General features: G+C 54.8%; 11 protein-coding genes. All 11 read right to left on the minus strand.

What is annotated here, in order from left to right; translation table 11 throughout:
- Nucleotides 1-37: 37 nt before the first annotated feature.
- The 11 genes from murG to CRO05_RS00915 all read right to left on the minus strand — a co-directional run bounded on the left by murG (nucleotide 38) and on the right by CRO05_RS00915 (nucleotide 13249).
- Entirely contained in the window at nucleotides 38-1129 is a 1092-nt protein-coding gene (gene murG / locus CRO05_RS00865) for an undecaprenyldiphospho-muramoylpentapeptide beta-N-acetylglucosaminyltransferase (RefSeq protein ID WP_369831607.1), read from the minus strand.
- Between the two features lie 42 nt (nucleotides 1130-1171).
- Nucleotides 1172-2335 (minus strand): putative lipid II flippase FtsW, encoded by a 1164-nt coding sequence (gene ftsW, locus CRO05_RS00870; RefSeq protein WP_097065419.1) that lies wholly within the window; start codon nucleotides 2333-2335, stop codon nucleotides 1172-1174.
- A gap of 13 nt (nucleotides 2336-2348) precedes the next feature.
- Entirely contained in the window at nucleotides 2349-3839 is a 1491-nt protein-coding gene (gene murD, locus CRO05_RS00875; RefSeq protein ID WP_097065420.1) for a UDP-N-acetylmuramoyl-L-alanine--D-glutamate ligase, read from the minus strand.
- Between the two features lie 13 nt (nucleotides 3840-3852).
- Nucleotides 3853-4938: a phospho-N-acetylmuramoyl-pentapeptide-transferase gene (gene mraY, locus CRO05_RS00880; protein ID WP_097065421.1), complete on the minus strand. Its 1086-nt coding sequence runs from the start codon at nucleotides 4936-4938 to the stop codon at nucleotides 3853-3855.
- 101 nt (nucleotides 4939-5039) lie between these two features.
- Nucleotides 5040-6428, minus strand: coding sequence for a UDP-N-acetylmuramoyl-tripeptide--D-alanyl-D-alanine ligase (gene murF, locus CRO05_RS00885; protein ID WP_181319799.1), 1389 nt, complete (start codon nucleotides 6426-6428; stop codon nucleotides 5040-5042).
- Nucleotides 6425-7990, minus strand: coding sequence for a UDP-N-acetylmuramoyl-L-alanyl-D-glutamate--2,6-diaminopimelate ligase (locus CRO05_RS00890; protein ID WP_097065422.1), 1566 nt, complete (start codon nucleotides 7988-7990; stop codon nucleotides 6425-6427). Before CRO05_RS00890 ends, murF begins: the two co-directional genes overlap by 4 nt.
- Nucleotides 7987-9768: a penicillin-binding protein 2 gene (locus CRO05_RS00895; RefSeq protein ID WP_097065423.1), complete on the minus strand. Its 1782-nt coding sequence runs from the start codon at nucleotides 9766-9768 to the stop codon at nucleotides 7987-7989. The genes CRO05_RS00890 and CRO05_RS00895 overlap by 4 nt, the downstream gene beginning before the upstream one ends.
- Nucleotides 9765-10055, minus strand: a complete 291-nt coding sequence (gene ftsL / locus CRO05_RS00900) for a cell division protein FtsL (RefSeq protein WP_369831580.1) — start codon at nucleotides 10053-10055, stop codon at nucleotides 9765-9767. Before ftsL ends, CRO05_RS00895 begins: the two co-directional genes overlap by 4 nt.
- A 61-nt stretch (nucleotides 10056-10116) precedes the next feature.
- Nucleotides 10117-11052 (minus strand): 16S rRNA (cytosine(1402)-N(4))-methyltransferase RsmH, encoded by a 936-nt coding sequence (gene rsmH, locus CRO05_RS00905; RefSeq protein ID WP_097066584.1) that lies wholly within the window; start codon nucleotides 11050-11052, stop codon nucleotides 10117-10119.
- Nucleotides 11053-11070: 18 nt separating this feature from the next.
- On the minus strand, nucleotides 11071-11514 hold the full coding sequence (gene mraZ, locus CRO05_RS00910) for a division/cell wall cluster transcriptional repressor MraZ (RefSeq protein WP_097065425.1): 444 nt from the start codon (nucleotides 11512-11514) through the stop codon (nucleotides 11071-11073).
- 622 nt (nucleotides 11515-12136) lie between these two features.
- The gene (locus CRO05_RS00915) at nucleotides 12137-13249 is read right to left on the minus strand and encodes a DNA topoisomerase IB (RefSeq protein WP_097065426.1); all 1113 of its coding nucleotides are present in this window, start codon (nucleotides 13247-13249) and stop codon (nucleotides 12137-12139) included.
- Nucleotides 13250-13578 lie beyond the last annotated feature (329 nt).

The raw sequence follows: 13578 nt of genomic DNA on the forward strand, positions 1-13578 counted from the left end.
ATGTGAAGCGCAGCAGCACGATTGAAGAACGGCGACGTTATTCATCAGCGCTTCCATTTTTATGCTTTAGCATCGCCATGCACGCTTCCGCCACCAGTCTGGTCGCATCCGGTTTGGCCAGTTCGCGGGCTCGAATTGCCATTTCCGTCAGTTGTTCGCGACTGAGCCCCATCAGCAATCCCGCCAGGCGTTCCGGGGTCAGTTCGTTTTGCGGTAGCAATACTGCCGCATTCCTCTCACTTAGAAATTTAGCATTGCATGTCTGATGATCATCCACCGCATAGGGATAAGGCACCAGGATACTCGCCACACCAGCTGCGCTAAGCTCAGCAATCGTCAGCGCTCCGGCCCGGCAGATCACCAGATCGCAATCCGCGTACTGGGCAGCCATGTTGTCAATGAAGGTAACCAGCTCGCCTTTCACTTCCACCTCCGCATAATTTTTTCGCAGCGCCTCCAGGTGCTTTGTTCCGGCCTGGTGCGTCACTAACGGCCGCAGCTTTTCCGGAATCTGCTTCATTGCCTGCGGCACGATGGTATTCAGCGCCTGAGCGCCCAGGCTGCCGCCTACCACCAGCAACTTCAATGGTCCGGTCCGGATGGCGTATCTTTTTTCCGGCGCCTCCAGCAAGGTGATTTCACGACGTACCGGATTACCGGAAAACACAACCCGTTTACCGTTTTTGATCGCTTCAGGAAAACCCAGTAAAACTTTGTCAGCGAGTTTCGCCAATGTCCTGTTGGCCAGACCCGGAATCGAATTCTGCTCGTGTATCAGTAATGGCTTAGCCAGCAACGAGGCCATCATGCCGCCGGGGAAGGCCGGGTAACCGCCCATACCCAGCACCACGTCGGGATGCACCCTGAGTATCACTTTCGCGCTTTGCCAGAATGCGAGTAACAGGCGCAGCGGTAACAATAGCCAGGTGCGAACGCTCTTCCCGCGCAAACCGGAAAAACGGATAATCTCCAGGTCATGCCCTTGCCGGGGCGCAAGTGTTGTTTCCATTCCTCCCTCCGTTCCCAGCCACACCACGCGCCATCCCGCAGTCTTCATATACTCTGCGACCGCCAGCCCGGGAAATACATGCCCCCCAGTTCCGCCCGCCATAATAAGAATGGTATGGATCAAGTTAACATCCCGGCTTGAGGTTCATATTTCCGTCAGCTTTCATGCTGCATAACCCTTCATCAGTTGCCGGTTCTCCCAATCCGCCCGCAACAGCACCGCCAGCGTGATACAGCTGGCAACAATACTGCTGCCACCGAAACTCATCAGCGGGAGCGTCAATCCTTTCGTCGGCAGCACCCCCATATTCACACCCATGTTGATAAAGGCCTGCACGCCCAGCCATACCCCGATACCTTGTGCCACCAAGGCGGGAAAATGCCGTTCCCGCATGGCCGCCTGACGGCCTATGATGAAGGCGCGTATCACCAGCCACGCAAAAAGCGCCACAACCGTTATGACCCCTGCGAAACCAAGTTCCTCTGCAATGACGGCAAGCAGAAAATCGGTATGCGCTTCGGGTAGGTAAAAAAGCTTTTCCACGCTGCCGCCCAGACCGACGCCCAGCCATTCACCTCGCCCGAACGCAATCAGGGCATGGCTCAACTGGTATCCTTTTCCATAGGGGTCTTCCCATGGATCCATGAATCCGAGGAAACGCTGCATGCGGTAGGGTTCAATCCAGACCAGCGCCAATAGGCCGACCATCACAAAACCGATTAACCCGGTGAACAGTTTCAGGTTTATTCCTCCCAAAAACAGTATCGCCATTGCAATGGCAGTGATAACAACGAATGAACCGAAGTCCGGCTCAAGCAATAGCAGCACGCCCACAATCAGCATGACGACCAGCATGGGAAGAAAACCTTTACGAAAACTTCCCAGATAAGCTGCTTTACGGACCGTATAGTTGGCGACGTAAATCACCATGAACAATTTCATGAACTCCGAGGGTTGAAAGTTTGCGACCCTCAACGATATCCAGCGTCGGCTGCCGTTGACTTCGTGGCCTATTCCGGGAATCAGCACCAGCGCCAGCAAACACACGCCAATTAAAAACAGGTGGAACGAGTACTTCTGCCACATCTGCATCGGTACCTGAAATGCAATCAAACCTGCCAGCAAACCCGCAATTAAATAGACACCGTGCCGAACAACAAAATAAGCTGCGTAACCGTTGGTGCTCCGCCCTGCCTCGGCAATCGAGATGGAAGCTGAATAAACCATCACCAGCCCCAGGCTCAACAACAGTATTGCGGACCAGATCAGGGACTGATCAAAATGGGGCAGCGCCTTCTGGTTTCCGATATCCTGCTGATAGATCATCAGTTAATAATGCTTATGAAGCATGTCTAATCGGGTCTGCAATTGCCGGCCTGCAACTGTCGGCTTGTATTTGCCTGATCGCCGCAACAAAAGCCTCGGCGCGGTGAGCATAATTCCTGAACATATCGAAGCTTGCACATGCGGGTGACATCAGTACCGCATCGCCATGCTGTGCCAGCCCAAAGCTTTTCTGCACCGCTTCTTCCATCGTGGATGCGTGATGCAGCGGCACCCCGCAGGGACCTATCGCGGTTGCGATTTTTCCCGCATCGCGCCCGATCAGCACCACAGCCCGCCCGTGTTCCGCTACCGGTCCCGCCAAAGGTGAAAAGTCCTGTCCCTTGCCGTCTCCACCCGCTATCAAAACCGCCCTTTGCCGCATACCGTTCAAGGCCGCGACCGTCGCCCCTACGTTGGTACCCTTCGAGTCGTCGTAGAAGGTAATACCGCTGAATTCCGCAACCTTCTCCATTCGATGCGGCAAGCCCTTGAATTCCCGCAACGCCTGCAATAACGGTTCAAATGGCAGAGCGATGGCACGGCATAGCGCCAGAGCAGCCAGCGCGTTCGCCGCATTGTGCAGGCCGCTGACGCAAAGCTCACTGGTCTTCATCAGGCGGGTGTTTCCCTGCGCCAGCCAAATATTTTCGCCTTCACGCAATACACCGAAGTCGCTGTCCCCTTGCGGGGTATCCAGGCCGAAAGTGATCTGCTTTCGCCCCATCAATGCCATTTCGCGAACGATGGGATCGTCACGATTCAATACCTGGACGCCCCGGCGATCAAAGGCTTCACCGGTGTTGCCACTGGAACCGCCATCGGGGCTGCCATTGGGGCTGCCATTGAGGCCGCCGAGAAATATCCGTGACTTGGCAGCGGCATAATCGTGCATCCCCGCATAACGGTCGAAATGGTCCTCGCTTAAATTCAGCACCGTTGCTGCATTGGCACCAAGGCTTCGCGTGGTTTCCAACTGAAAACTGGAAACTTCCAATACCCATGCCTGAGGCAGTTTTCCTGAATCCTCCCGCCGCATCAGCGCATCCAGCACGGCTGGACCAATATTCCCCGCTACCTCGACATCCCGACCCGCTGCCTTTACCATTGCCCCTGCCATGGCGGTCACGGTCGTCTTGCCGTTGGAACCCGTAATGGCCAATATTGCTGGCCTTGGCATGCCGGGTTGCGCGATTGCCAAAGCAAAAAGTTCCACGTCGCCCACTACGGAAATACCGTCCTTCACCGCCTGCCGGACAAACGGGTCCGCCAGCGCTACGCCGGGACTGATGGCGATAAGATCGAGGCCGGCAAAAGTCTCAGCCGCAAATGACCCTACGGTTATCCGGACGCGAGGCAGGGCCCGTTTTAATTCGCCCAGGCAAGGCGGATCTGTACGGGTGTCGGCCGCACGTACATCCGCTCCCTTGCGTGATAGCCATTTGGCCATGGAGAGCCCCGACTCCCCCATTCCGAGCACTAATACGGTTTTTCCGCGCAAGTTCATAAGGCTTTGGATTTCATCTCAGCTTCAATGTCGACAATCCAAACAGCACCAGCATCATGGTGATGATCCAGAACCGTACCACTACCTGATTTTCCTTCCAGCCCTTCAATTCGTAGTGATGATGCAGCGGCGCCATGCGAAAAATACGTCTGCCGACCAGCTTGAACGAAGCAACCTGCAACATCACGGATAAGGTTTCCACCACAAATACGCCGCCCATGATGACCAATACGACTTCCTGGCGCACGATCACGGTAACGATTCCGAGTGCGGCGCCGAGGGCCAGTGCGCCCACATCGCCCATGAACACTTCGGCCGGATAAGCGTTGAACCATAGAAAGGCGAGTCCCGCGCCTGCCAGTGCACCGCAGAAGACCGCCAGTTCGCCTGCATCGGGGATATGTGGAATACCGAGATATTTTGCGAATACCGCATGTCCCGCCACATAGGCGAAAATGGCGAGGGCGCTGCTAATCATCACTGTCGGCATGATGGCCAGACCATCAAGCCCGTCAGTCAGATTCACCGCATTGCTGGTACCCACTATGACAAAATAGGTAAGTGCCACAAACCCGGTTATGCCAAGCGGTATCGCCACTTGTTTGAAGAACGGAACAATCATGGTCGTCTGTGCTGGCAGCTCGGCCGTTAAAAAAAGATATAGCGCCACTACGATCGCAATTGCCGATTGCCAGAAGAGTTTTGCTCTGGCAGAGAGTCCCTTCGGATTGCGATATACCACCTTACGGTAATCATCGACCCAGCCGATGATGCCGAAACCCAGCGTGGTCAGCAGCACCACCCAAACGTAGCGATTGCTCAAATCCGCCCACAGTAGTGTGGAAACGGCAATGGATACCAATATCAGCGCGCCGCCCATCGTGGGTGTACCCGCTTTGATTAGATGGGTTTGCGGCCCGTCATCGCGTACCGATTGTCCGATCTTGTAAGCCGTGAGCTTTCGTATCATGGCAGGTCCGACTATGAACGAAATCGCAAGAGAGGTCAGCGCCGCCAGAACCGTGCGCAATGTAATGTAATGAAAGACATTGAAAACCCGTATATCCTTGGCAAGCCATTGTGCAAGTTCTAGCAGCATGGCAACCGCCGGAACAAGCCTTCATTCTCCGAAACATGCAAACGCAAAAATTGGATCAGCTTGCTCATGATTTCCACATAGCTAAAATTGATGACCCTGGATCAAGAGTCAAAGTCATATTTGATATGCTTGACCACCCGCTCCATTTGCATAAAGCGTGATCCCTTTATCAGCAGCGTCACATCGGGGCCCAGCAGATTTTCCACCTCAGCCAGCAAATCCTCGATTTTTTCGAAATGCCGCGCGCCGTTGCCAAATTTCTCCGAGGTATGTGCGCTCAATTCACCCAGCGCCAGCAACCGGTCGACCCCGGCAACGCGGGCTTCGATACCGATTCGTTCGTGGAAATCCCTTGCGCTGCCGCCCAACTCCCCCATGTCGCCAAGCACCAGTATTTTTTTACCCTCGGCTTTTGCCAGCACGGCCAGCGCTGCCCTTACCGAATCCGGATTGGCGTTATACGTGTCGTCTATTACGGTTGCGTCATGCAGCCCGCGTATTCGCTGCATGCGGCCCTTCACCCCGCGAAATGCACCTAATCCCGACGCTATCGCTTTAGCGCCAATCCCTATTGCCACGGCTGCTGCGGCGGCGGCCAGCGCATTTCGCACGTTATGTTCACCAGGCACCTGCAATTCCACGTCCTCTACCCCATCAGGCAGAACCAGAGCCATTCTGCTGCCGAAAAAATCGGACTGATAGCGAGCGCTAACCGTTGGTTTCCCCTCCAGTCCAAAATCCACCACTTGTCTGTTGCCGGCGAGTTTGCGCCATAAGGGAGCGTGCCTATCATCAGCATTGATGACGGCGATTCCTTGTTGATCGAGTCCTTCGAAAATCTCGCCCTTGGCGCAAGCCACTGCTTCCACGGAACCCAGCCCTTCGACATGCGCTTCCCCTGCATTGGTGATCAGCGCCACGCCGGGTTTTACCAGAGCCGTCAAGTACGAGATTTCGCCGGAATGATTCATGCCCATTTCCAACACCGCATAGTCATGCCATTCGCGCAATCTCAAAAGCATCAGCGGCACGCCGATATCGTTGTTGAGGTTACCTTCCGTCGCCAGTACCCTGGCGGAGCTGTTTATCTGCCCCGCCGCCCCCACCACCCGCTGCAAGATCGATGCGACCATTTCCTTTACCGTGGTCTTGCCATTACTGCCGGTCACCGCAACGACCGGGATGCTGAAGCGTCCGCGCCAGTGGGCAGCCAGCTGACCCAATGCCGTCAGCGTATTCTCCACCAGTATCAGAGGAATGCCCGGCTCCCTGGTTTTGGCATCAGCATCCCGATAAATCATCGCCGCCACTGCGCCCTTTTCCTTCGCTTCGCCAATAAAATTGTGACCATCGAATTTGGGCCCCCTCAGAGCGACAAATAAATCGCCGCGCTGCACGGACCGGCTATCGGTACTGACTCCGGTAAAATGCGCATCCTGGCCAAACCATTCGCTGCGCAGAGCACCGGCTGCTTCCTGCACTGTCATCATGCTTGTAACGGTGCTGTATCCATCAGTATTCCCCTGGCGACATCGGTGTCGCTGAGCGGGAGTTTTTTCCCGTCTATTTCCTGATACGCTTCATGTCCCCGTCCCGCGATCAGGACGATGTCACCCTTCCGTGCGCCACGAATCGCCTGTTGAATAGCCGCCGCCCTGTCCCTCTCGATGCGATAACCGGCCCTTGCGCCTGCCACGATCTCGCTGATAATGACATCGGGGTTCTCGGTCCGCGGGTTGTCACTGGTGATAATGACTTCGTCCGCCAGTTGCGTTGCAACTTCACCCATTAATGGGCGCTTGCCGCGGTCACGCTCCCCTCCGCAACCAAATACGCAGATCAATCTTCGGTTTCGGATTTCCGCTTCTGCATCACCCCTCGGGTCAGCATGAAGAAGTTCTCGCAGCGTGTTCAATACTTTTGTCATTGCGTCTGGCGTATGAGCATAATCCACCACAACGAAAGGCTGTTCACCGCCCCCTATCTGCTGCATTCTGCCTGCTACAGGCTGCGCTACGCGCAAGGCTCGCACTGAGTCGGCCAACGTGATGCCGCTGGCCAGCAGGGTAGCGAGCACGCCCAGCAGATTTGAAGCATTGAAGCGTCCCACGACATCAGTTTTAAATTCCAGATGTTCAGCTTCAAATTCAACATCAAACTCCAGACCCTGAGGGCTCGCCCTGAGATTGCGTCCGCGAAGCACTTTGAATTTATCATCCCGGAACTGAGCCGGCGGTTCGGTAAACCCATACCCGATTATCTGCGTTTCCGTTCCTTCCAGATCGTTCAGCAAGCTGGCGCCGAATGCATCATCAAGATTGAGTACGGCATACTTGAGTCCCGGCCAACGGAATAATCGCGCTTTTGCCGCGGCGTACGCTTCCATGCTGCCGTGGTAATCGAGATGATCGCGCGACAGATTCGTGACCATGGCGACCGCGAAAGCCGCACCGTTGATACGCTCTTGCACAATCCCATGCGATGACACCTCCATCGCGACACAAGAGGCGCCCCGTCGCAAAAAATCCGCCAGTTTACCTTGCAATAACACCGCGTCAGGCGTTGTATTCGCGGTCAGTTCCAACTCTCCGGGAAAGCCCATCCCCAGCGTGCCGATAACTGCGGTTTTCCTATCCAGCGAGGTCATCGCCTGAGCAATCCAATGGCTGCAGGAAGTCTTGCCATTCGTTCCCGTAATACCGACGAGCCATAATTTCCGCGATGGATGGCCATATACATGGTCGGCAATAATGCCCGCTCTGGCTCCCAACCCGGGTACTGGCAAATTGGGCGTTTTCCACGCCGGGTCCCATAAGAAACCGGCAGGATCCCAAAGTACCGCGTTTGCTCCTGCTGCAATGGCTTGAGGGATGAATTTGCGAGCGTCGGCCTTCTCCCCCGCATAAGCAAGAAACGTATCTCCCGGCTTAACCATGCGGCTGTCCGTAACAAGACTGCTGATCCTGACACCCAGATTATCAAGCGCATGGCAGTTAAAGTATGGCTTCGGTTTTTCCGAAAACTTATTTCGAATAGCGGGTCTTGAACTCATACGTCACCCTTGCCATCCTTCGGCCCGGGTGCTACCGTCAGCGACATTACGCTGCCGATGGGCGCGTCATTGGGCACATTCAGCAAACGCAGGGCGCCGCTCATGACCCGGCTGAATACCGGCGCCGCCACCGCCCCGCCAAAATATTGTCCGGCGGACGGCTCATCCAGCATGACTGCAATGACAAACCTTGGATTGGAAGCCGGCGCATAGCCGACAAACGTGGATAGATAACGGTTTTTTGCGTAGCCGTTACCTTCCAGTTTGTGCGCAGTACCCGTCTTCCCCGCCACCCGGTAGCCTCTGATCTGGGCTTGCGGCGCGGTACCGCCCGGCTGCGCCACCATTTCCAGCATTCTGCTGACAGCAAGAGCGGTGTTCGGCGACAGTACGCGCTTTCCAGGCGGAACCGAATCGAGCCTCAATAGCGATACCGGTTTCAATTCACCTTGTCCGGAGAACAGCGTGTAGGCGCGCGCGAGTTGCAGCAGACTCACAGCAATGCCATGACCATACGACATTGTTGCCTGCTCGATCGGACGCCAGGTATGGTAGGGGCGGAGCTTTCCGCCGACTTCTCCGGGAAATCCTGAACCGGTCGGCGTGCCAAATCCTGCCTCGCTCAGCGTTTCCCATAATGTTTGCGGCGGCAATGACAACGCAATTTTTGCCGAGCCGACGTTACTGGATTTCTGGATCACTTGCGCGACCGTCAGCGGGCCTTCCTGATGCGCATCGCGTATTGTCGCCCTACCTATGGAAAATGTGCCGGGTGCTGTTTCGAAAACGGTATCGGGCGTTATGCCCCCGGCCTCGAGCGCCGCGGCTATGGTAAATGGTTTCAGTGTCGAACCCGGCTCGAATACATCCGTCAAGGCCCTGTTACGCGCTCGGCCGGCATTCATGCTCGCCCGGTTATTAGGATTGTAGGTAGGGAGGTTAACGAGCGCCATCACCTCGCCTGTCTGTGCATCCAGTACCACGATCCCGCCTGCCTTGGCTTTGTTGACTTCCATTGCCTGCTTTAATTCACGGTAAGCGAGATACTGAATTTTACTATCTATGGAAAGCGCAATGTTCTCCCCTGACCTCGGCGCCCGGATACTTTCCACATCCTCGACAATATGTCCCTTTCGATCCTTGATGACGCGTCGACTTCCGGGTTTGCCCGCCAGCTCGTCCTGCCAGGCCAGCTCAATCCCCTCCTGTCCCTTGTCATCCACATCGGTAAAACCAAGGACATGAGCTGTCAACTCCCCCGCTGGATAATAACGACGGTATTCCCGTTTGAGAAACACGCCCGGCATGTTGAGTTCAACTATTCGGGCGGCGACTTCCGGCGATAAGTGCCGCTTCAGGTATACAAAATCACGCTTTGGTTCAGGCTTCCGGCTGCCGTGGGTGCTGCCCTGCGGCCCACGCCGAGGGCCCTCAAGCCGTTGGCGGAGTTCCTTTATATCCAGATCGACCAGATCCGCCAGTTTTCTTAATTGCTCGGGTGTTGCATTCATGTCTTGAGGACTCGACCATACCGATTCCACCGGCGTGCTGATCGCAAGCGGTTCGCCACGCCGATCCGTGATCATTCCGCGATTTGCGCTCATTTCGAGTACACGGCTGTAACGCGACTCGCCCTTCTGTTGCAAAAAACCGTTGTGCATTCCCTGCAGATAGGCGGCGCGTCCCGCCAATCCCGCCAACCCCAGCAGCAATAACGCCGCCAACAGGCGTGAGCGCCCCGCGGGCAAAATGATATGGGGCGCATGACCGGGCTTCATGGTTTCGATGCTTCTATGGAATCCGCTGGAGTGCGGGAAATTGTCAACGGAACGATCTGCCCGCGCGATGCGTCAGGCAAGCGCATACGCAATTGTCCGGTAGCGATTTTTTCGACGCGTGTATGCTTCGCCCAGGTACTTTGCTCAAGTTGTAATTGTCCCCACTCCACTGCCAACTGCTCCGCCAACTCCTGCTGTTTTTCCAGCTCTACAAAAAGCTTGCGCGCCTTATGCTGTGAAGTCACAACACTCAGCGCGCAGGCAACGAGAATTAACGTCAACAACATATTTATCCTGGTCACATCAGTCTCTCACAAGCCGGAAACACTGTAATGGCTGTTGTCCCGACTATGTCGTGTTTACTCGTTCCGCAACCCTCATTACTGCGCTTCTGGCCCGGGGGTTGATCGCAATCTCGCTGGCGCTCGGACGTAACGCTTTGCCTATCAGGCGCAATTTCGGGCGGCTCAAAAGTTGCACTTCCTTTGCCCGCAGCGGCAAATCCTTCGGCAGAATGTCGGGATTCGACAATTCGCGCATGAAACGTTTCACTATACGGTCCTCCAGTGAGTGAAAACTGATAGCAACAAGTCGCCCGCCAGGCTTCAGAATTTCCACGCATTGCGGCAGGACCAGCGACAACTTCTCAAGCTCCTGATTGACATAAATCCGGATAGCCTGAAAAGTGCGCGTCGCCGGATTCTGTTTGCTTTCCCGCGCGCGCGAGGGCATGGCCGCTGCCACGATAGCGGCAAGCTGATGTGTGGTGACGATGGGCTGTCTCGCTCTAGCCTTACCAATCGCTCTTGCAATCTGCTTAGCAAACCGCTCTTCGCCATAGTCTCTTATTACCTCTTCCAAGTGAGCTTCTGAAGCGGAGGCAAGCCATTCCGCAGCGGTCTGCCCGTGGCTCGTGTCCATGCGCATATCGAGCGAGCCCTCCAGGCGAAAACTGAAACCACGCTGCGCTTCCTCAAGTTGCGGCGAAGACACTCCTAAATCCAGCAATATCCCATCAACACGATCCACTTCCAACTGCTGTAAAGCCTCCTGTATTCGTGCAAAGCTGCTATGAATCATACAAAAACGTGCGTCGCCGAAAGCCTGTCCGGCCGCCAATGCTGCCAAATCCCTGTCAAATGCTATCAGTCTCCCGTTTTTTCCCAATCGTTCCAGGATGAGCCGGCTGTGACCGCCACGGCCGAAAGTACCATCCACGTATGTTCCGTCCGGCTTGACTGCCAACGCATCCACCGCCTCCTGCAGCAAAACCGTGGTATGCAAGTATGTATCAACCACGCATTACAGTGAAAAACCATCGAGTTCCGCCGGAATGCCGTCTTTGAAAGCCAGCGCGTTCTCGATTTGCAAATTCCATTTCTCGTCGTCCCACAGCTCGAATTTCGCCCCCTGCCCCACCAGAACCACATCCTTGCTTAAGCCGGCAAAATGGCGCAACGGCGGCGGCACCAGAATGCGACCCGAACCGTCCATCTCCACGTCGCTGGCATTGCCGACAAGAAGACGTTGAAGACTGCGTGTTTGCGGATTGAAGCTGGATAAACTGTTGAGTTTTTGCTCTATGGGTTCCCACACGGGTTGGGGATAAATCAGCAGACACTTGGAAGGATCGGCGGTAATAATCAAATGGCCCGCGCAGAGGGAAATAAGCCCCTCGCGGTATTTCGCAGGCACCGCGAGTCTACCCTTGTTGTCAAGACTGATAGGTGTCCCACCGCGAAACATTGCGCCCCTTTGGAAACATTGGCTCCTCTATTTTGCAGGACCGAAGCCGTCAAAAATTCCTCCCACTTTTACCCACTTTTATCCACTGTAGTTAAAAAAAATGGCAAAGTCAAGAAACATGCTAGGTGATTTCAGAACAAAAGCTTGAAATAAAACGACGAAAAAGTTTCGGGGGCTAAAAATAGCCATGTAGATGAAGGGGATAAGAAAACGTCAGTCAAATGCGGCGAAATAGCGGGGAAATATCGAAGTTAAAAAAATATGAATTACTGCGAGAGTTGGATGCCTGGAATGGGCCTCCTCGCCATTTTGAGAAAGCTTTTTAAGAAAAATGACGATCTGTGAAGGCAGAGTTGTGCAAATTGGTCGGGATATAAAAACGCTGGCCGGGTTGGACCTAATCGGGATTCATGATGCACCGGAAGAAGGCAGAAAACCGATTGAACATCATTGAACCTGCGATATCCCTTCCTGTATTTGCATCGATGAACGCTGAGCCATGCCATGGCCGAGCGATTTAGGCCGCCGAGTTCTTCAACCTCAGCGTAGAAAGTTGCCATGCATAGAACGCTGCCCCATTTGACAACTTGAATTCGAGCATCCGAATGGAAGCAATGGACTTTTAAACGCCATCTTCCAGCGCACGTACGTGCTGCCCCGGCGTTGCCTTTTCTCTGCGAAGAAAAGCCAGCACCATGCACTCCAATGTCTCACCCATTCCCGCTGCCGGTTCTTGCGTGCATCGGTGGAGAATTCCTTTTTGCCAGGCGGAAAACACCAGGGGATTTATGTAAGATTTCCGGCAGACTGCAGGGGTATTGCGCAGCTCTTCAGCGACTTTTCTCGTCGCAGCTACAACGCAGGCGCTAAGGGCGCGTTTAGTTGGAGACTCCGGCAATGGCGTATTCAGCATAAGTTCAAAGGCTCTCAACGTCGCGCCCCAGGTCCGGAAATCCTTGGCGGTGAACTCGGCATTCATGGTTTCGTGGAGGTAGCTGTTTACCTGCTCCGCTCCTACGGCGCGGCGCTTGCCATGTTCATCCAGATACTGAAAAAGATGCTGACCCCTCAGCTGCTGGCAATCACGGATGATTTTCACGATGCGTCTATCATCAATCCTGACCTCATGTTCAACGCCGCTCTTGCCCTGGAATTTCAGTAGCGCCCGGCGCTCGTTGCTGAAGGCAAGATGCCGTTTGCGTAACGTCGTAAGCCCGAAGCTATGATTGTCGCGCGCATAGGATAGATTGCCAATTCGCACGCGCGTGGTGTCAAGCAGATACACAATAGCCGCAACAACCTTCTCCCGCGGCAAACCCCATTTTCTCAGGTCACGCTGCAGGCACTGGCGAAGCCCGGGCAGGGCTTCTCCGAATTCCACCATTCGATCAAATTTGATGCCCTCCCGCACCATATGCCACTCAGGGTGATAGCGGTACTGCTTGCGCTTGCGGGCATCCAGTCCGGTTGCCTGCAAGTGACCGCGCGCGTGAAGGCAAATCCAGACGTCAGTATAAGCGGGGGGTATCGCCAGCCGGGCGATGCGTTCAAGCTCGGTCTTATCGGTCAGCGCCTTTTTATCGGGGCCAATGTAACGAAACCCCCGACCCCAACGTAACCTGCTGATCCCTGGAGAGTTGTCACAAACATAAATCAACCCCGCGGTGGCGGCTTGTGCCGCCAGAGCCTCTGGCCCCAGTGCGGCCAGACCTTCATTATGACGTCGAGAAGTCATTGGGATTACTCCGCTATTCGCACCTTGACTACAACGCAAAGTCAAATCGTTGCACTAATGGTACCCCTGGCTCAGGAGAATACGCCTGACTCGAGAATACGCCTGACTCCGCGTATGGATGAGGCAGCCTTAAGACAGTGAATATCGATAAGGCTGTACGGTGAATATCAGATATGGATGAAAGGAAGGAAAAAGTACCGTTGTACTGTCACGCAGACTTCCAGTCATATTATGGCTGTTTACGGTTGATCGGCTGAAAAAAAGCCGTTCTTTCATTCGCGACTTGCCGGAAAACCCCCATGCAAAGGCCACTGCCTCCGCCATTGAAA

Origin of the sequence: Nitrosovibrio sp. Nv4 (assembly GCF_900215485.1) — a bacterium.
Classification (GTDB): Bacteria; Pseudomonadota; Gammaproteobacteria; order Burkholderiales; family Nitrosomonadaceae; genus Nitrosospira.